The organism is Halorussus salinisoli, assembly GCA_005239435.1.
GTDB classification, from domain to species: Archaea; Halobacteriota; Halobacteria; order Halobacteriales; family Haladaptataceae; genus Halorussus; species Halorussus salinisoli.
Genome location: SZNP01000004.1, coordinates 721659 through 740248, shown reverse-complemented (window position 1 = coordinate 740248; position 18590 = coordinate 721659). Strand labels below are relative to the sequence as shown.

The window sequence follows — 18590 nt, the reverse complement described above, 5'->3', positions numbered from 1 at the left end:
ACCGAGAAACTAAACACCGTATGGCCAAGTTCGATTTCGACGACTTAGTCTCCTTCCTCCGAGAACAGTACGGCGAAGACCTGCGATGGGTTGTGAACTACAACAGCAAGAGCTACGATTACCGGTTCCACCACGTTCGGAAGGACCTAGAAGGGGACCTTAAGGGTATACAGCTCGATTACGTAATTCACCGCTCATTGGCAGTCTACAACAAGCGACACGCGGAAGGGGTGTATTTCCATCTCGGCGAGTCCGATTACCTCATCGTGAACTACGAGCGGGGAAAGGCGATTCACCTCTTCCTAGACGATAAGCGCGGTGTCACGATCATGCTCGAACCGGACGTAGCCGCCACCCTTCCCGACTTCATCGATGCGTGCAAGGATAGGATCGAACTGGCCTGAGAACTCGAAACGTGCCTCGATCCAATTGTTCTCGTCGGCGTCTAGTATATTTCGGCCTGTTGAAAGCGCCCGAAGCTACTGGAGTCCACGGGAGAAGAGGAGAACTCGTCGGGCTTTATAGGAGCACCTGGAACAGATAGAAGGTAATCAACCCTAGGCTTGATACCAAGCCGACGAGTGCCGTAATCGAGAAATATCCAATGTTTAGCGGGGCCCGATATCCGCTGTCTCGCGGTTCACCTGCGTACCGGAGTTTCAGGAGGGATAGGTTCACGATGATGAACACGGCCAACAGAGCCAGGTTCGCTAGTCCGGCGACGAATCCGAGATCGCCGACCAATGCGAACGGAATCGTGACGGCTGCGACCAGTAAGACCGCCACGTACGGCGTCTTCCGATTCGAATGTACCCGAGCGAATACCGAGGGGAACGAATTGTATTCCTCCTTCGAGACGCCGTAGACGACGCGTGACGTCGAAATGAGTACGATTAACACGGTGTTCGCCGTCGCAAACAGCGCGATCGCAGAGAGGACGACGAACGCTCCTTCACCCCATCCCGCGAGCGCAACTTCGGCCAGCGGGGCTGGCGATTCGCCTAACACCTGCCAGTCTACGAGCCCGAGTTCAGAGAGTCTGACCAGCATGTAGACGACCGTCGAGAGGACGATCGAGATGCCGATGGCTCACGGAATCGTCTTTGATGGATTCTTCATCTCCTCGGCGATGTTCACCAGTGATTCGACCCCACGTAGGCGAAAAACAACAGAAAGGTCGCACTGAGAACGCCAGTCGTCCCTTGACTGAACTGGCCAAATTCGACCGTATCCCACGACCCGATTCCGAGGGCGATGATGAATAGGAGGCCAACGATCTCGATTGCGGTGAACAGCAAGTTCACCTTCGCGGAGGTCTCGATGCCCCAGAAGTTGATGATCGACATCACGACGAGGAGGCCGACTGCCATGGGCACAATCGAGAGGGGAACAAAGGCAGCGAGGTAGCCACCGAACGCGAGTACGACCGCTGCCGCGGAGATGATTCCGGTGAGTACGCGGAGGAGTGCCGTGACTTCCGAGAGCCGTTTGTTCCTGAACGCGGCCCACGCGTAGAGATACTCGCCTTCACCCTTCGGATAGCGTGACGCGAGTTCGGCGTAACTCAAGCCCGTGAAGGTAGCGACGCCGGAAGCAAGCACAAAGGAGACGATGATCGATTCACCGGTTTCTGCGACCGCCTCGCCCAGGATGGCGTAGATTCACGCCCCGAGAATGAGACCAACGCCATAGACCGACGCTTCGAGCAGACCCACTGCTCGTTTGATCTCAGCCATCATCAGGGATAACAGGCCTTCTTGGAAAAGAATGAGGCCTCGAATTGCAGCAATTCACCACTAGGAGCGGATGACTCGAGCCCTGGACTTCGATTAGAGGGTGTTTTCTATGGAAACTCGACGTTCATAAATGCTATCTCGAGAGGTAGACCACATAGCTCCCAGAACTACGTTGGTTGCCGAACCGTCATCACAGGCACCGGTGACGTACGCACTGTTTTCTCAGTGACGCTCCCGAGGAGATATCGCTCGATGCCACTGCGTCCGTGAGTGCCCATCACGACCAGATCGATATCGTGCTCCTCGACGTAGGAAAGAATCCCTCGATAGGGATTCCGGTGTTCTATCGCAGTTTCGACCGCAGACACCGACGCTTCGGTAGCTTGCTCCTCGATGGACTCTACCGCCGACTGTGCCGATTCTTCGAGTGCGTCGAGGATTGCCCCTGACCAGACGTCAACTCCCATCGCCATCGTATCGATGACGGAGAGTGCGTGTACGCGGGCATCGTAGGTGTGGGCGATATCGACGGCAGGGCCGACAGCGGCCTCAGCTCCCTCACTTCCGTCAGTTGGCACTAATATGTCGGTGTAGGGGTAGGTAACCTCACCGCAGCCTTCAGCTTTGACCGTCAGCACTGGCACGTCCGAGAGCCGAACGACCTTCTCGGTGACACTCCCGAGCAAATACCGTTCGACGCCGGTTCGCCCGTGAGTTCCCATCACGATGAGATCGATTCCTTGATCCTTTGCATACTGTAGAATTGCTGTATGGGGGACGTCGGTGTGAACGGCTTCTTTGGTCTTGACTCCAGTCATAGACAACTTCGCGCAGGTTCGTTCTGCAATTTCAGATCGCTCCTCTTTGAGTTGGTCGTACTGTGGGGCGTTTTCGAGCGCGCGCGGATCGACGACGCAGAGTGCGTGAACGGTCGCATCATACCGTGTCGCCAGGTCCTCGGCGTACTCGGCGGCCACCTCTGCACAGGGACTGCCGTCCGTGGGGACGAGGATGTCGTCGAACATCGTTAGACAGTATTCCGTTTGGTCGCCGACCTCATCAAGGGTTGGTGGCTGATTACTCGACATATAGAGGTTCAAGGTTCTTCGAAGAATCCGGTGAGTCGAGGTTGCCTAAGTGGCAATGAACATATGTTTTATAAGGGTCGGCATTGAGAATCAGCCTGTCATCAGTTCAGACCGGGAAATGGTGTGAGGAGTTCCGGTAATTTGGTCGGTTTGATGTGGCCAGTTGGGTTGGCCTCTCACTGCACTCTATTGCATGCCGATCTCTACGTAGTTGTCGGAATCTACGAGAGACTAGTATCCGGTAGACTCAAGGTATCCTGGTTGGCTCCTTCCACATAGCGATTCACGAATGGATATTCCCGACAATTTGCTCTGTATCTTCAGTGCTGAAGTTGACGAGCAGCAAGATTCCTACGTCATTGAGATCCCGAAGCACGAAATAACGAACGGGAATCTTACACCCGGTGAGGTCTACCGCACGGCACTCCTCGCTACTACAGCCGGCGAACCCAACGGCCGCTCTCCGGAGGCCCAATCGAAGCACAAAGCCAAAATTGAACCAAGACAGGAGGGAGACGCGTCTGGGCCACCGGTCGAGGAAGGTGATGTCCGCGAGGTCGACATTGATGATATCGGGGATGAAGGGGATGGCATTACCCGTGTTGAGCGGGGCTATGTGATTATTGTGCCCGATGCAGACAAAGGCGATCGAGTCACTATCGAGATCACCAATGTCAAACAAAACGTCGCTTTCAGTGAGATTGTAAAACGAGAGGAGTATTTCGAGTAGGGTAACACGATTCGATTGCAAGGACTTTGAGCGAGAAGATTGCGACGAATAGCCACACTCCAGACCAGAGGTGACACACGTGTTCCTAGCAGACGGTGAATGGGTCACCTGAGAGGGGCTGAATCCCAACAGAAGCTATCCACTCTACTGGAATCGCCTTTTCTACGAAATCGTGAGCATCGAGAGTGATGCATCATGGGTGGAAGAGCAACGGCCTCACAAGGCCCTCGACGCGGTCAAGGCAAACCACGGAAGTCGACGGACAACTCTCGCCTGTAATCAGAGAGCCTAAAAGTATCTTGCCAGAGGGGGCTAAGAGAAAAAGTCAGACAGAAATAATTGTATTTTTGTACCAGGACAATGCCCATACGTATATGGCCAAACTCTCCAATGTAGCGGTTGACGATCTGCACGCGGCGGTCGAACGCGTCTCGACCGGGAAAGCCGCAAAACGGCTGATGATCGCGCTCGCGTATAAAGACGGCGTCACTGTGGACACATTAAGTGAGCGGTACGATATTCCACGGTCGACCGTGTATTACTGGCTCGACCGCTTCGAGGAGCTGTCGATCGACGAGGCCATCAAGGATGACGATCGGCCGGGACGACCGTCAGCCTTGACGCCCGACGAAAGGGAGCAACTTCAAGCCGAGTTAGTCCAGTCACCAGCCGCATTTGGGTTTGACGCTGCGGCATGGACAACGGAGCTCATACGTGATCATATCGAGGAACAGTACGGTGTGACATACTCGTATGGCCACATCCGGCGACTCCGTCGCGCGTTCGAGACCGAGTCTGCCTAACGACTGCCGCGGTTTTGAGTAGCAACCTGTTCTTCTCCAACTATTTATGTTTAAAAGCACGTCTAGGTCGGATGTCTGCAATGGATACTTGGCTGCCGTTACGTGAGGAGTCATCATTGGAGATGCCCACATTCCGAGTCAGAGAGTCCGCTCGCGAGTTCAAGCGCCAATGGGAGTCACATGCCTTGGACCCTCGCCTCTCCGACCTCTTCGCTCAGTTGACGTACGTTGAACAGCCGCTGGCACGCGACAACGCGTTCACTGAAGAGACCAGAGACGTGCTCGAGAGCTGGGACGATGCACCGCCCTTCATCATCGACGAGTCAGACGGTCGCATCGATAGCGCCAAAACCGCCTTAGAGTACGGATACGAGGGGACGAGTCACAAGAACTGCAAGGGGATTTTCAAAGGGATAGCGAACGCATGTCTAATTGCTCATCGCAACCGGACAGAGGGCGACCGTGAATACGTGCTGACCGCTGTCGCGTCGAACTGTTCTTCGAGGACCGACTGCGAGACAAACAGCGAGGTCCGACCACACATAGCCACCTGTAGATACTGAACAGTAATAGTTGCTGGCTCCCGGACCGTGTGACCGAAGAATGCCTCTCCATTCGACAACGGCACTATTGTTGATGTGCCAACAGAATGGGCGAGTGTTTTTCCGGCCGAGGAGCGAACTATCGCTCCACAACTCAATACGAGGATGCCTACACCAAGATACGTCATTGTCGGCGGTGGAATCGTTGGCGCGAGCGTCGCCTATCACCTGAGCGAACGGACTGACGATCCGATCACTGTTTACGAGCGCACTGACCTGGCCTCAGAGACGACGTCCAAGTCGACTGCGATGATCGGGATCGGCGGTCCTGACCCACATTCTCGATTGAAACACTACGGGTTCCGCCTCTACAATGAGTTCTTCGCTGAGCCAGCGGCCTCTCCCCGATACCGGCAGGCGGGCCGACTCAGAGTGGCGACCTCCCCAAGTGGTGCAACGACGCTTGAACGACTCGCTGCTGACGAGTCCGAGCAAGCGGTGGCCTGTGAGTCGGTCAGGTCCAGTCCTGGGATATTCGGAGATGGTCTTATGGAGTACATTCCGGGCGACGAAGTGCGGAAATCGCTTCTCATCCCGCCCCTCAACACAGACATCGTCGACGGGGCGCTGTATCGCCCCCGGTATGGCTACATCCAGGGTGACAGCCGAACGCTCGGGCCGCGGGACTTGGCCTTCGAGTTCATTGAGCGTGCTAAAGAAAATGGCGTGACGTTCGAGACGAACACCACGGTCACGGATATCCGAACCAACGGCGACCGCGTGACGGGCGTCACAACGGATGAGACCGACACCGTTGACGCCGACGAAGTAGTTTGTGCCGCCGGCCCGTGGAACGCCCAGTTGGCCGAGACCGTTGGACTGGACCTCCCCGTCGAACACGTGCTGTCGCCAGTGTTTGCCCTGGAACTCGACCGCCCGTTCCCGTACACGCTGCCCGCCATCAAATCCCACGAGTCGTCCGTCGGCCTCCACCGGAAGCGGGACGACGTGGTCCTCGTCACGTACACGCCGGGCGAGAATGACGGGGCCACCAGGTACGACCCCGAGACGGTCGGTGACACCGCTCCCGATGCGGTTCGCCGGACGGCACTTGAGTGGGCCGAGCGGTTGGTGCCACAACTCCACGATGCAGAACTCGTGGACGAATGGGTAGGTGTCGGGACGAGTACACCGGACGGCAATCCGATCGTGGGCTGGACCCCTCTCGAGGGGCTGTCCGTGGCGGTCACCATGAGCGGTATTCAATTGGCGCCCGCTGTGGGCTCAATTGTCGCTCGACAACTCGTTGCGGGTGATCCGACCGAGTTCTATGACGACGTCTCCATTTCACGGTTCGATGGGTACACCGACGCCACCAACTGCTGAGGATAACTAAAGGAAAACGCCAGAGGACGCTACTCCCCCTCAATTCGGTCAAACGTTCCTGACACCGGGCGATAGATCCGGTCCCGGCTGGTGCCCTCGGCCTGTTCGACGTACGACTGGTCGTCGAACCCCAGGACGGCCATATGAGTGACACCCTTGTCGTGGACACCGCCGTAGTCCGGGGTCAGACCGAGGCGGTCGAACTCGGCGGTGATCTCGTCGAGGTCGTGCCACGCAAACGGCACGTGATCGAGCGTAAGGTGCATGCGACACAGAGCGCGCGCCAGTACAAAGAACGCTCGGGCGTGGGCTCGGCGCTTGAGGCGCTGCGGGACACAGCGAGTGGTCCACCGCCTACCGTGGGTGTTCAAGCACGACGTTCGAACGGCGGCGCCCGTTTTCGGGGACGGACCCACTGGCCAGCGTGACTGCTACTCGCTCTGAATGATTCAGCAGAACCGGCATAATCTATCGCCACGTGCTCTCGACACTGGTTCGGTAGCGAAGTCCGATGACAGAGGTGTTGGCGATGTCCTGAATGACGTTCGGCGGATACTCACTTCGGACAGCATCGATGTTCTCCTGACTTTCGATGAGATGGATCACCGCGGCGTCGATGACGTCACTGGTCGGTGGGTCATCGTGGGGATCGGCAGCGACAATCTGCTCGGCTTGTTCGATGGGCCGCTTCCGCTCGTCGCTCAGTCAGAGCGTGGTTCGTTTGGTGGCCATATGAACCGATGTATGCACTGGGAGTCCTAGAGCGTTGTACTGCGGGTACTGGAGGGGTCGCTCTTTAAGTACCCTCCCTGCAGACCGAGCCGATCCATCGTGACGAACTGAGAGAACGGGGTCATTCTATGCACATCGCGGGGTGCGGTGCATCCGATATCGTGCATACATCGCGGGAGCTGCATACATCTACGCGCGACCCCGGGGGTCGCGTCTAAACAGGCAATTAACGGTATAGGTGCGACAAAGAGAACGATTGGAGTAGCGAGCTTGTTCATCGACTGAGAGATGCCAACAATGACTCGGCTAATCCAGTTTCCATACCGTCATGTGGACAGTGTCCTCAGCAGAAAGAAATCCTCCAAGAGATAGTTGCTGCCCGGTCGGACGTTAAGTTCGAGAAAATCAATGCGACCGAGAAAGTAGGGGAGGCAAACAAATACGGTGTCCGGTCTCTCCCTCAACGATTGACCTTGATGACGATGGCAATATGGTGTCGAAGTTCGATGGTCTGACGCAAGCTGCCGAGATTACAAACGCCCTATAAACCTGAGCACCACTTCTGGGCCAGATCGCCCGTTCATTACGGGCTTCTCTGGAGAGTTAAACCGGTAACTAATATCGCGGTGTCGACGGTGTTCGACGGGTCATGAGGGGCGACTGCTGAAGAAATGGGGTAGTGACTCTGATTTCGGGCTCGTGGGGTGGACGGTCTCCCAATCGTTGGCCTGGTGCGGGTTGATGCCTCGGCGAGGAGCTCTGTAACCTGTGCATTCAGTTACTCTCCTAGAGAAATGTATCTATATCAGGAGGAAATAGCAGTATTTAGAAGTGTTAAGAATTGATGGGCCCGAAGTGCTCTTGAAGTCTTGGAATGGCGAAAGACAACCAGTTATCTAGCCCCGGTCGTCGAGAACGGTAGATGCCGGAAGCTCTTCCTCGGAAAGGACACAAGTAACATGTGAGCCGTCTGTGAGCTGCTGGGTTGGCGGGAATTCGGTGTCACACTCCCCTTCGATGTATCGAGGGCAGCGAGTATGAAACGGGCAGCCACTGGGGGGATCTATCGGTGAGGGGACGGAACCCTCCAGACGAATCCGCTCGCGTTCCACGTCGGGATCCGGGATGGGAATAGATGAGAGCAACGCGGCTGTGTACGGATGGTATGGCGGGGAGAACACGTCTTCGACGGAACCGATCTCCATGATGTGGCCAAGATACATGACGGCGATCCGGTTGCAGATATGCCTCACCACACTCAAATCATGGGCGATAAATAGGATGGTAAAATCCATTTCCTGTTGGATATCCATAATCAGGTTGATTATCTGTGCCTGGATGCTCACGTCTAGCGCGCTCGTCGGCTCATCGGCGATCATGACCTCGGGTTCGACGGCCAGCGCGCGGGCAATACCGATCCGTTGTTGCTGTCCACCACTGAACTCGTGTGGATACTTGGTCCTGTCTTCCGGTTCAAGTCCAACAGTTTCGAGCAACTCTTCTATCCGTTCTACCTTCTCGGTTCCCGAGGCTATCCCGTGCAATTCCATCGGCCGGCCAATGAGTTTTCCGACGGTCTTCCGGGGATTCAGGCTACTGTTCGGGTCCTGAAAGATGAACTGGACTTCCCTGCGGATCGATCTGAGCTCGGATTTAGATAGTTCAGTAATGTTCTGTCGCTCGCCGTCGTGGGTACGGACGAAGATATCACCATCATTGGCCTTCAGGAGTCCAATGAGGGTCTTCGCTGTAGTGGACTTCCCACAACCGCTCTCGCCTACCAGACCAAGCGTCTCCCCCGCTTGAATCTCGAACGAGATTCCGTCAACGGCCTTGACGTATTCCCGCTTGAGTCCAATCGGAAACCCATTGCGAGAGCCGTCGAACTCAATCCGGTCGATGATCGAGTCCTCTACCGGGAACCACTTTTGAAGGTCGTCGACTTTAATTACCGATTCGTCACCTGAGATGCCTCGAGTTAGCTCGGCGGTCGTCTCTTCCGGCCACTCAGTGTTTATCTCCCGCCAGCGGATGCACCGGCTTTGGTGCCCGCTATCGATGTCTTCCATAGGAATTTTCCCGCTCTTGCATTCCTCGATAGCGTAGGGACAGCGGGGGTGAAACCGACATCCTCGCGGGAACGAGCGTGGATTAGGGACCGACCCGTAAATTGTCGTCATTTTCGACGACCGGTCACCAGTAATCGAGGGGATGCTAGCTAGTAATCCCTGTGTGTATGGGTGACGCGGATTTTTGAAAATTTCGGACACAGGACCCTTCTCTACGAGCTGGCCTGCATACATGACTCCAACGGTATCACACACTTCGGCGACAACGCCGAGGTCGTGGGTGATCAGGAGGACGCTCGTGTCGAACGACTCAGAAATCCGGTCCAGGATGTCGAGGATCTGTGCTTCTATTGTTACGTCCAGCGCCGTCGTCGGCTCGTCGGCGATCAAAAGATCCGGTTCGCAGGAAAGCGCCATCGCGATCATGGCCCGCTGAAGCATTCCCCCGCTAAGTTCGTGGGGATAGCTATCTACCCTGGTTTCGGGGTCGGATATCCCGACTTCTGCTAGCATGTCGATCGCGATAGTCCGCGCTTCCCGCTCCGACACGTTCTGGTGGAGCTCTATCGCTTCTTGTATCTGACTCCCGACGGTGTATACCGGATTCAGCGACGTCAACGGATCCTGGAAAATCATCGAGATTTCACCGCCCCGGATCTTCCGGAGTTCTGCTTTCGACTTTGTCCGCAGGTCGACGCCCTTGAACTCGATCGTTCCCTCCGTAATTCGGCCCGGAGACTCGATGAGTTGGAGGATCGAGTGAGCAGTGACGCTTTTTCCTGCACCGCTTTCACCGACAAGTCCTAGTATCTCGCCGGTCTCGATGGAGAGATCGACGCCATCAACTGCGGTTATCACCCCGTCTTCCGTCGGGAACTCCGTCGTCAGCCCGGAAATTTCCAACAGGGTGCTAGAATTCTTGGACGACATTCCGGATGGTCACCCCCTGGATACTTTTCCAAACCATTAGTTCGGCTATATAGGATGAAATCACGTTGGTCAATACGAAAAACTTGTTACGTAGAATTAAAGGTTCCGACGGTTGGGGTCGGTCGTTCAATGTGCCCGCTAGTGGAACTGTGAATCTTCTGAACGAGGCACGCTCACCTACACGCGGATAAGATACTGTAATCCAAGATACAATGGTGGATTCCCGAAGGACGCGACACAAAGGTAAATACGAGGGTAGTGCCTAGGAGGCGATTCCTCATCGCGAACGTTCATAACCAAGTGGCATCACCGGTAGACCCATGTATATCGGCGTCGCTTCCACAGTTACGAATGAAGCGTGTAGTAACCGCTGACAGGGTGTTAACCCCCGATAGAACGATCGAACCGGGCATGGTAATCCATGAGGGGGGACGGATATTGGACGCGGGAACGGCTGGTGAGATTACGATACCGTCGACCGTAGACGAGGAGGTCAACCTCGACGGGTATAGCATTCTCCCCGGCCTGGTCGACGGTCACGTCCATCTCACCGGAACCGGCGTTGATGTTGTCCCCCCACGCGGCCCTTTCGAGGAATCCATCGCGGGATCGACTATTCGAGCAGTCGAGAACGCACGTCGAACGCTCCACGCTGGCGTGACAACGGTACGGGATTTAGGCGGTCCCAACGAGGTTGTCTTCGAGCTCCGCGATCGAATCGATGCCGGGGATATATCGGGTCCCAGAGTTATCGCTGCGGGCCAAGGGTTGAGCACCACCGGCGGTCACGGCGATACAGTCCCCGAACGGATTGCAACGGACGAGATGAGAGAGCAGTCCGTAACTAAAAGTCGCGTCGTCGACGGCCAGCTAGAAGTACGTCGCGCGATACGGTCGCAACTGAAATGGGGGGCCGACGTGATCAAGGTGTGGGCCACGGACGGCGTAACTGATGAGTCCGGCGGTCACGAACTTCATTTCACCCCGACAGAACTGACGGCAGCGAGCGAGGAGGCGCGTAACCGAGATGTCCCTGTCGCAGCCCACGCACACTGCCCTGAGGGGATTCAGGCGTGTCTCGACGCTGGCGTCCGATCTATCGAGCATGGCATCTGGATGGACGAAGAGTCGATGAATCGCATTGCCGAGTCAGAAGTTTACCTAACGCTGACATACGCCACGATGTTCGCACTGGTCGAAGACGAGAGGCGGCCGGAGTGGATGCGCGACAACGCCGACCGGGCCCTGGACCATCACCTGTCAATGCTCCCACGGGCGCGAGAACGAGGCGTCGCGTTCGCAATGGGGACCGACGCTGGAACCGCTCTCCCGAACGGCCATAACGGGAGAGAACTCGAACTCATGATTCGGGAAGGAGGGTTCGATCCCGAGGACACCATCGAGGTCTGCACCGAACGGACGGCGGCGATGCTCGGTTTGGACGACGTTGGGCGGATCGAACAGGGCTACATTGCGGACTTCATCGCTGTAAAGGGGGATCCGATTGAGGACGCCGAACTGCTCTCCGACCCCCAAAACATCCATCTCGTCGTGAAGGATGGTGAAGTCATGAAAGACGAATTGGGGTAGCCGCCACGTATGGCCGAAGTCACGCCAGTCTGGCGTACTTCTCCCGCAACGATTTGAGAGCCTCTTGGTGGGCGGTGATAACAGCGTCGAGCGTCTCCTGCAAATCATCAACGGGCGTAGTGGTCGCGTCAATCCTGACGTCATGACTCGCCGGTTCCATAATCGGGTAATCCTCTGTGTCCCGGATCAGAATCGCACCACTCTGGATTGAGAGTTCGTCCCGAGCATCGCCACCTACCTCCTCACCAGCGCGCAGAACTGCGAGTAATCGCTGTGCGAATCCGTCGTCTCGCTCGCCATCAACGTACGCTTTCTCCATCGACTTGACGACCGCTTCAGAGCGGAGCAGGTTACCAGCAATGGAGTAGTTCTCGCCGACGAGATGCCCGGCCCATCCGTCACAGTCTTCTCCAGTATGAGCGAACGCAGACTCTTGGTCTACACCGTGTAGTTGCCGGTGAGAGGCGTTTGGATCGGCGTTGAGTAGCGCCGGCAATGCATCCCCGACCCTGAGACCGTCGGCAAGATACGCGACGCCTTTGCGTCCGAGTTCAACGTTGAGCCTGCTTTGAGTCGAGACGGCTCCCGACTGATTTGCGAACGGACAAAGTGCGCCCACTCGTGGAAGCCGCGTGACGACTGCTACGCCGTACCGGATTTGTTCTCGCTCCTCGTCGTCGAGATACGATTCTCTCGCACAAATGCTGAAGGTCATCCATCCGAGAGTAACCGTCTAGAAGGATAAAGCTACGCTAACCGTCCGTCTCCTCTATGAGGTAGAATTAACGTACCTACGGACGTGGTTTCGTTATGGTATCGTCTGACAAGTGGGCCGAGATAACCCAATCCGTTGAAGATAATCGCGGGGAGGCTGTGGACTTCCTCACAAAATTGGTCAAGACGCCGAGTGTAAATCCGCCGGGTGAGTATGATCGAATCCGGTCCGTGTTAGAAGAGCACTACGAGGTTGTCGGGTGGGAACACCGGACAGTTGACGCCCCAAGAGACCTTCTGGAGTCGCTTGGTTTACCGGAACCCAGGCCGAACGTTTTGGCGACGCCAGATAAGCACCACGGACCCACGCTGGGTTTGATCGCTCACTTCGATACTGTCCCGGCGAACGCCGAAGAATGGAAGTGCGATCCCTTTGGCGCGGAGATCGTTGACGGTCGGCTGTACGGGCGGGGAGCCAAGGACTGCAAAGCCCGAATTGCTGCCTACACCTTGGCAGTGCGGGCTCTGGAGGCATTGGACTTGCTCCCGACGAAACTGAACGTGGTAGTGGCGGCCACAGCAGACGAGGAGACGGGAAGTACTGCCGGTGCGAAGTATCTCGCAGAGTCCGGCGAGTTCCGGCCGGAGTACGCCATTCTTGAAGGGAACGTCGACCGTATCTGGTATGCCACGGCGGGCGTCCTCCAGTACGAGGTGACGATAAGCGGTAAGTCTGCACACGCAGGGTTAGATCCCCAGAAAGGTGCAAATCCGATCTTCGGTCTAGAACCGTTACTACCGACCGTGCGGTCGTTGAACGATAAGCTCTCTACCGTCAACGTGTCGATCCCGGGCATGACACCACCGACGTGTATCCCAACGATGCTTGACGCGGGTATCAAAGAAAATGTTATCCCATCTACCTGTAAAACAACCATTGACATACGAGTGCCGCCGAACGTTGAGAGCGAATGGCTGGACGAGAAGTTCCTGAATACGATCGAGGATCTTTCACTACCCGATGGATTGTCGATTTCCTCGAAACAGACTCACCGTATTGATGCGTACGTCGCTGACTCGGAAGGGATACTGGCACGGACGGTCAGGGAAAACGCCATTCGGGGGTTGAACGGCGACGTGCCGATGGAGGGCGTCATGGGTCCGACAGACGCGCTATGGTTCGGGGGGTACGGCTGTGAATGCGTCCACTTCGGTCCGGGCGATGCCGAGTCAAACCAGCATGGCCCTGACGAGAACGTTTGTCTGGACCAAGTAATTGATGCGGCGACTGTGATAGCGGCCAGCATCCTTGACCTTGCAGATCAGATTGACCGGGACTAATCGGGCTGATAGTTCAGGCAGGAGGGATGCTTAAACCCCACCGGATGCATCGACTTTCGGATCCATATAGTCCCGGAGTGCGTCGCCGAACAGGTTCAGGCTGAGGACGACAGTACCGATGGCCATCCCTGGCGCGAGGACCATCCATGGGCTCCTAGCAAGGTAGTCACGTCCTTCGGCAATCATCAACCCCCATGAGGGCGTCGGAGGTTGAGTCCCCATTCCGAGGAACGAGAGCGCCGCTTCGGAAAGGATGGCGAACGCGAAAGTGATGGTGGCTTGGACAATGAGTGGTGGTAGCGTGTTCGGGAATATTTCGTAAACCATTAGATACTTGTCAGACTCGCCACGGGCGCGTGCAGCGTCGACGAAGTCCTCAGTGATTGTTTCCAGTACGGCACTCCTCGTGACTCGCGCGAAAAACGGGGTGTATACGAGGCCTAGCGCGATCAGCACGTTCGTCAATTCTGGTCCAAGGGAGGCCATAATGACGAGTGCCAGCAGAACCGGTGGAAAGCTCATCAAGGCGTCCATCAGGCGCATGATCGATTCGTCGAGCATACGACCGTAGAACCCCGAGATGATGCCCAGTGGAACTCCGATCCCCGCCGCGATGGTTACGCTGACGGCACCGACGTATACGGAAGTCCGCGTGCCCATGATGATGCGCGAGAGGATGTCGCGGCCGAAGTTGTCGGTCCCCATCGGGTGTACGAAGCTGGGTGGTGCTGCCCGGTTCATCACGTCTAATTTAAAGGGATCGTATGGCGTGATATACGGCGCGAAGGTAGCGACGATGACGAACGTAAGCAACCCGAACGTTCCGACGAGGAACTTCGGGTTGGACCACATCGCCCGGATGGCCTCTTGAATCTGCTCAAGTCCTCGCTCCCACCGCGAGTCTCGTACGACTTGTTGGCTCATCGGTCACCTCCGTACTTGATCCGTGGATCAACGACCGTGTACAGGATATCCACTGTGAGATTGGCGAAGATGAAGACTGTCGCGATCACCATCACGGCTCCTTGGATTAGGGGAAGGTCTCTGTCAAGGATCGCCTGGTACGTGAGACTGCCCACGCCGGGATACGCGAACACGGTTTCAATGACGATGACACCACCGAAGACGTAGCCGACTTGGAACGCGATGACCGTCAAGGTGGGGAGCAACGCGTTCCGCAACCCGTGCTTGTAGACGACGTTTCGGGTCGTGACGCCTTTCGCTACAGCGGTTCGAATGTAGTTTTTCCCCATCACCTCCAGCATTGACGACCGAGTCATTCTTGTTATGTATGCCATGAGATACCACGTTAATGCGACGGTAGGGAGGGTCAATCGCCGTACAAACTCTCCGAAGTTCTGTCCCGGGTCGACGTATCCGGATGGTGGTAATAATTCCAGGGTGCGTGCAAAGACAAGGATAAAGATTAGCCCCCAAAAGAAGTTTGGAATGCTGATCCCCGCGAAGGTGAATGAACTGACCAAAAAGTCGATCCACCCATCGCGGTGCCGACTTGCGATGACGCCCAAGGGGATAGAAAGGGAGACACCGAGGACAACCGTCGCCGTCGCAAGATAAGCCGACCGCGGGATTCGCTTGGCCAGAACCTCAATCACAGGTTCGTTGAAGATGAACGACCGACCTAGGTTTAGTGTTAGGACCCCGATTAGCCAGTCGGCATACTGGACGTAGAGGGGTTCGTAGAGACCGAGGTTTCTACGGATCTGTTCCAGTCGCTCGGGCGAGGCTTCCTTGCCTGCAATCATCTGTGCTGCGTCGCCGGGGAGGATTTGCGTAAAGAGGAACGTAAAGAAGCTCACGATGAAGAGGGTGAGGAACGACGTGAATACCCGTTTAACGATGTAACTTCCTCGCCCCATGTATTAGTCGTCGAACCAGTTGTTCCACAGTCGAAGTTCTGACGGTCCCCAGACAAGGTCGCCTTTCACACTGTTGCGCCGGCCGTACAACTGGTCCCAGTAGAAGACATTGATGAACGGAACGTCTCTACGGTAGATTCGCTGGGCCTCAAGGTACAACTCTCGTTGTTCTTCCGTGTCGGTCGTCCGTGCTGCGTTTTCGACCGTGGTGTCCATCTCATCGCTCGCGTAATTAAAGTAGTTCAGCGACCCCTCCGAATGACAGATTTTGTTGAAGGCGCCAAACGGGGTTGCATGCGTCCCGAGGAACGGGAACGAGGTCATGTCATACTCACCCGTACTGAAGGTCCGTTCGAGCACATTATCCCAGGTGGTAACTTGGAGTTCGCAGTCGATACCGACTTGGGCGAGCCACTGCTGCATTGGCGTTCCTAGTTCTACACTCGGAGTGTACACTTCTGGTAGGAGGAACTCCATCTCGAAGCCGTCTCCGTATCCAGCCTCTTCGAGTAATCGGGTTGCTTCCTCGAAGTCCTGTGGAACGGGGTCCGCGTCGATCGCGTAGGCGTGGAACGCCGGGAGCACTGTGACCGCCGGAGATCCGAACCCATCAAGGGCGAACTCGATAGCCTGTTCGACATCGATCGTGTGGTTGATTGCCCGCCGTACGCGAACGTCGTCGAAGGGTTCCTTCGCGTTGTTGAACGCCAAGAACTCGTTGACGAACCCGCTGTAGGATATAAGTTCTAAAGAGTCGTCGTTTTCGACGCGGTCGGCGTTGTTGGTCGGAACATTGACGACGACATGAGAGTCACCGGAGAGCAGTCCATCTAGTCGAGTACTGTTTTCAGCGATTGGGTTCGTCTCGATTTCGTCGAAGTACGGTACGCCGTCCATACGGTAGTCGTCGAACTTCTCGAGCCGTGCGAAGTTCCCCCGCTCCCAAGTGTCGAACACGTATGGCCCAGTTCCGACCGGTTCGGCGTCCTTGTCTAGGTGTTCCCTGGGAAGGATGGCTGTGTCCGTCCTCGCCAGCACCGACGAAATGAGGGCGGGGTAAGTGTGGTCCAGGGTTAGCCGCACGGTGTAGTCGTCGACAGCTTCAATCCCATTCACTGGAGCCATATCCTCGCTCGCGACGGTTGCCTGGTCGTTCTTGACCTGCTGTAAACTGGCCACAACGTCGTCGGCGACCAGTTCTCTGCTTACCGGGGGATGGAACATGACACCCTCGGGGATCTCGAAGAGGTACGTCTTTCCGTCGCCCTCCGTCTCGTAGCTTTTGACCAGTCGCTTCTCGGGAAGCAGTTCGTTGTTCAGGATGAACAGACTCTCGACGATGTGAACGGCTAATTGCGTGTCAACGATAGCGATTCTATAGTGGGGGTGTAGCTGCTGTACCGCCTCGCTCGTCGAGTACACCATTTTCCCCCCGGATTTCGGTTCGCTCGTCGGAGTGGTATCTCCACTATTTCCAGTCGTCGTTTCGCCAGCAGTCGTGGTGGTTTGCCCTCCCCCCGTACATCCGGCTAATGCTAGCGCTGAGTATGCGCTCATCCCAGCCAAAAGTTCCCGCCGCCTTACGGGATGATCCTGTTTGTTAGAGCTTGACATACGCAGATAAGGAAGTGAAGCAGTCACATAATGATACCGATAGAAATAACGCATCTGAGTGATTTCACGTACGATTAATGAAAATAGTGGTTTCTTATTTTTGCCGTTTCACTAATTACATCGTCGTACAGCAACGTGCATCGACTTCGTGCATACGCTGGTGCGAGAGCTTATACTGTATTGGAGAACCCCGCGGACGTCTCTCGAAACGGTAGTCGCTAACAATCGTGCCGACAATTAATTACGCCCCTTCGGACAGGACGGGCTCTTTCTCACGCCGGATGAGGTCTCCGCTACCGTCGAAGAGGTACACGTCCTCGCCGTCGACGCTGAGCGACACCGGTTCGTCCTCGGTGATAGAGGTGTCACTCGGTATCGTGGCTCGGATATCGTCGTCGGGGCCCTCGATGTACACGAGCGACCGGTCGTCGATGCGCTCCAGCAGGATGACCTCAGCCTCGTAGATGCCTTGCGAGCGGTCGGTCGAGATGCGGCCGTCCTCCGGGCGGAAGCCTACGGTGACGTCCTCGCCCTCGTACGACGCCGGCAGGTTGTCGACGCTGAACGAAATCGAGCCGTCGGAACCCTGGATAGTCGCCTCGCCGTCCGAGACCGACGCGACGTGGCCCGGGATGAAGTTCATGCTCGGATTCCCGATGAAATCGGCCACGAAGAGGTTCGCTGGCTGTTCGTACAGCTCGTCGGGGGTGCCGACCTGCTCGACGTTGCCGTCGTTCATGACGGCGATGCGGGTGCTCATTGTCAGCGCCTCCTCCTGGTCGTGGGTGACGTAGATGGTGGGCTTGCCCAACCGCTTGTGAATCCGCTGGATGACCTTCCGCATCTCGACCTTGAGCTTGGCGTCGAGGTCCGACAGCGGTTCGTCCATGAGGAACACGAGGGGGTCCTGGATGATGGTCCGGGCGAGCGCGGCCCGCTGGCGCTGGCCGCCGCTGAGCTCGCCCGGGTACTTGTCCAAGAGTTCGGGAATCTGGACGATTTCGGCGACCCGCTCGGTCTCTTCGTCCCGTTCGGCCTTGTTCATGTGCCTGAGTTTCAGCGGGTACTGGATGTTCTCCCGAATCGTCATGTGAGGGTACAGCGCGATGCTCTGGAACATCATCGCGATGTCGCGTTTGTTGGTCGGGATGCTCGTCACGTCCCGTCCGTCGAAGCGGATCGCTCCCGACGTCGGCGTCTCCAACCCGGCGATACAGCGCAGGGTCGTCGTCTTCCCGCAGCCCGAGGGGCCGACGATGGTGAAGAAATCGCCCTCCTCTATCTCGAGGTCGATATCCCTGACCGCGACTTCCGTTCCGCCGGGGACACTGTACTCCTTCCGAAGCGATTCTATTTCGATGACTGACATTTGTTGCCACCAGGACTAGTTTGATAGGCGTTATCTATTCGCAAGGACGGGTAGGGGTATAATTCT

Annotated in this window: 18 protein-coding genes; 7 read left to right on the top strand and 11 right to left on the bottom strand. The window is 56.4% G+C overall.

Translation table 11 applies throughout. The features are described from left to right. Positions 1-20 precede the first annotated feature (20 nt). A complete protein-coding gene (locus E2484_RS14685; protein WP_137285384.1) occupies positions 21-404 on the top strand; it encodes a hypothetical protein in 384 nt (127 codons plus the stop codon). A gap of 115 nt (positions 405-519) precedes the next feature. Here E2484_RS14685 and E2484_RS14680 read toward each other — a convergent pair whose 3' ends face one another. The 3 genes from E2484_RS14680 to E2484_RS14670 form a co-directional block, all read right to left on the bottom strand. Then, positions 520-1080, bottom strand: a complete 561-nt coding sequence (locus tag E2484_RS14680; RefSeq protein WP_321112644.1) for an APC family permease — start codon at positions 1078-1080, stop codon at positions 520-522. 53 nt (positions 1081-1133) lie between these two features. Beyond that, complete coding sequence (locus E2484_RS14675) at positions 1134-1649, bottom strand: APC family permease (RefSeq protein ID WP_321112643.1); 516 nt, start codon at positions 1647-1649, stop codon at positions 1134-1136. 254 nt (positions 1650-1903) lie between these two features. Further along, complete coding sequence (locus E2484_RS14670; protein WP_137285381.1) at positions 1904-2761, bottom strand: universal stress protein; 858 nt, start codon at positions 2759-2761, stop codon at positions 1904-1906. Between the two features lie 352 nt (positions 2762-3113). Here E2484_RS14670 and E2484_RS14665 point away from each other — a divergent pair, with 352 nt between their 5' ends. From E2484_RS14665 to E2484_RS14650, 4 genes are all read left to right on the top strand, one after another. Beyond that, positions 3114-3554 (top strand): TRAM domain-containing protein, encoded by a 441-nt coding sequence (locus tag E2484_RS14665; protein WP_137285380.1) that lies wholly within the window; start codon positions 3114-3116, stop codon positions 3552-3554. A gap of 374 nt (positions 3555-3928) precedes the next feature. Then, entirely contained in the window at positions 3929-4357 is a 429-nt protein-coding gene (locus tag E2484_RS14660; RefSeq protein WP_137285379.1) for a helix-turn-helix domain-containing protein, read from the top strand. Between the two features lie 80 nt (positions 4358-4437). Further along, on the top strand, positions 4438-4920 hold the full coding sequence (locus E2484_RS14655) for a hypothetical protein (protein ID WP_321112476.1): 483 nt from the start codon (positions 4438-4440) through the stop codon (positions 4918-4920). Between the two features lie 144 nt (positions 4921-5064). After that, positions 5065-6285 (top strand): NAD(P)/FAD-dependent oxidoreductase, encoded by a 1221-nt coding sequence (locus tag E2484_RS14650; RefSeq protein WP_137285378.1) that lies wholly within the window; start codon positions 5065-5067, stop codon positions 6283-6285. A 29-nt stretch (positions 6286-6314) separates the two neighbouring features. On the opposite strand, the gene E2484_RS14645 is transcribed toward E2484_RS14650, so the two are convergent. The 3 genes from E2484_RS14645 to E2484_RS14630 all read right to left on the bottom strand — a co-directional run bounded on the left by E2484_RS14645 (position 6315) and on the right by E2484_RS14630 (position 10016). Next, positions 6315-6551 (bottom strand): VOC family protein, encoded by a 237-nt coding sequence (locus E2484_RS14645; protein WP_137285377.1) that lies wholly within the window; start codon positions 6549-6551, stop codon positions 6315-6317. 202 nt (positions 6552-6753) lie between these two features. Beyond that, a complete protein-coding gene (locus E2484_RS26130; RefSeq protein WP_394347913.1) occupies positions 6754-6990 on the bottom strand; it encodes a DUF7386 family protein in 237 nt (78 codons plus the stop codon). A 923-nt stretch (positions 6991-7913) separates the two neighbouring features. Next, entirely contained in the window at positions 7914-10016 is a 2103-nt protein-coding gene (locus E2484_RS14630; protein WP_137285376.1) for an ABC transporter ATP-binding protein, read from the bottom strand. A 351-nt stretch (positions 10017-10367) separates the two neighbouring features. Here E2484_RS14630 and E2484_RS14625 point away from each other — a divergent pair, with 351 nt between their 5' ends. Continuing rightward, positions 10368-11606, top strand: coding sequence for a metal-dependent hydrolase family protein (locus tag E2484_RS14625; protein WP_137285375.1), 1239 nt, complete (start codon positions 10368-10370; stop codon positions 11604-11606). Positions 11607-11625: 19 nt separating this feature from the next. Here E2484_RS14625 and E2484_RS14620 read toward each other — a convergent pair whose 3' ends face one another. Next, positions 11626-12321, bottom strand: coding sequence for a DUF1028 domain-containing protein (locus tag E2484_RS14620; protein WP_137285374.1), 696 nt, complete (start codon positions 12319-12321; stop codon positions 11626-11628). A 95-nt stretch (positions 12322-12416) separates the two neighbouring features. Here E2484_RS14620 and E2484_RS14615 point away from each other — a divergent pair, with 95 nt between their 5' ends. Next, positions 12417-13661 carry a M20 family metallopeptidase gene (locus tag E2484_RS14615; protein ID WP_137285373.1) on the top strand — a complete coding sequence of 415 codons (1245 nt, stop codon included), beginning with the start codon at positions 12417-12419 and terminating at the stop codon, positions 13659-13661. 30 nt (positions 13662-13691) lie between these two features. Here the strand turns inward: E2484_RS14615 and E2484_RS14610 are convergent, their stop codons facing one another. The 4 genes from E2484_RS14610 to E2484_RS14595 all read right to left on the bottom strand — a co-directional run bounded on the left by E2484_RS14610 (position 13692) and on the right by E2484_RS14595 (position 18524). Beyond that, positions 13692-14585 carry an ABC transporter permease gene (locus E2484_RS14610; protein ID WP_137285372.1) on the bottom strand — a complete coding sequence of 298 codons (894 nt, stop codon included), beginning with the start codon at positions 14583-14585 and terminating at the stop codon, positions 13692-13694. Beyond that, positions 14582-15541 carry an ABC transporter permease gene (locus tag E2484_RS14605; protein WP_137285371.1) on the bottom strand — a complete coding sequence of 320 codons (960 nt, stop codon included), beginning with the start codon at positions 15539-15541 and terminating at the stop codon, positions 14582-14584. Before E2484_RS14605 ends, E2484_RS14610 begins: the two co-directional genes overlap by 4 nt. A 3-nt stretch (positions 15542-15544) precedes the next feature. Then, a complete protein-coding gene (locus tag E2484_RS14600; RefSeq protein ID WP_170977313.1) occupies positions 15545-16966 on the bottom strand; it encodes an ABC transporter substrate-binding protein in 1422 nt (473 codons plus the stop codon). 430 nt (positions 16967-17396) lie between these two features. After that, a complete protein-coding gene (locus tag E2484_RS14595) occupies positions 17397-18524 on the bottom strand; it encodes an ABC transporter ATP-binding protein (protein WP_137285369.1) in 1128 nt (375 codons plus the stop codon). Between the last annotated feature and the right edge of the window lie 66 nt (positions 18525-18590).

What these genes read in the sequence shown, in the direction of transcription:
- E2484_RS14685 (WP_137285384.1), top strand. Translation starts at nt 21, where the DNA reads ATGGCCAAGTTCGATTTCGACGACTTAGTCTCCTTCCTCCGAGAACAG.
- E2484_RS14670 (WP_137285381.1), bottom strand. Translation starts at nt 2,761, where the DNA reads ATGTTCGACGACATCCTCGTCCCCACGGACGGCAGTCCCTGTGCAGAG.
- E2484_RS14665 (WP_137285380.1), top strand. Translation starts at nt 3,114, where the DNA reads ATGGATATTCCCGACAATTTGCTCTGTATCTTCAGTGCTGAAGTTGAC.
- E2484_RS14660 (WP_137285379.1), top strand. Translation starts at nt 3,929, where the DNA reads ATGGCCAAACTCTCCAATGTAGCGGTTGACGATCTGCACGCGGCGGTC.
- E2484_RS14655 (WP_321112476.1), top strand. Translation starts at nt 4,438, where the DNA reads ATGGATACTTGGCTGCCGTTACGTGAGGAGTCATCATTGGAGATGCCC.
- E2484_RS14650 (WP_137285378.1), top strand. Translation starts at nt 5,065, where the DNA reads ATGCCTACACCAAGATACGTCATTGTCGGCGGTGGAATCGTTGGCGCG.
- E2484_RS14645 (WP_137285377.1), bottom strand. Translation starts at nt 6,551, where the DNA reads ATGCACCTTACGCTCGATCACGTGCCGTTTGCGTGGCACGACCTCGAC.
- E2484_RS14630 (WP_137285376.1), bottom strand. Translation starts at nt 10,016, where the DNA reads ATGTCGTCCAAGAATTCTAGCACCCTGTTGGAAATTTCCGGGCTGACG.
- E2484_RS14625 (WP_137285375.1), top strand. Translation starts at nt 10,368, where the DNA reads ATGAAGCGTGTAGTAACCGCTGACAGGGTGTTAACCCCCGATAGAACG.
- E2484_RS14620 (WP_137285374.1), bottom strand. Translation starts at nt 12,321, where the DNA reads ATGACCTTCAGCATTTGTGCGAGAGAATCGTATCTCGACGACGAGGAG.
- E2484_RS14615 (WP_137285373.1), top strand. Translation starts at nt 12,417, where the DNA reads ATGGTATCGTCTGACAAGTGGGCCGAGATAACCCAATCCGTTGAAGAT.
- E2484_RS14610 (WP_137285372.1), bottom strand. Translation starts at nt 14,585, where the DNA reads ATGAGCCAACAAGTCGTACGAGACTCGCGGTGGGAGCGAGGACTTGAG.
- E2484_RS14605 (WP_137285371.1), bottom strand. Translation starts at nt 15,541, where the DNA reads ATGGGGCGAGGAAGTTACATCGTTAAACGGGTATTCACGTCGTTCCTC.
- E2484_RS14600 (WP_170977313.1), bottom strand. Translation starts at nt 16,966, where the DNA reads ATGGTGTACTCGACGAGCGAGGCGGTACAGCAGCTACACCCCCACTAT.
- E2484_RS14595 (WP_137285369.1), bottom strand. Translation starts at nt 18,524, where the DNA reads ATGTCAGTCATCGAAATAGAATCGCTTCGGAAGGAGTACAGTGTCCCC.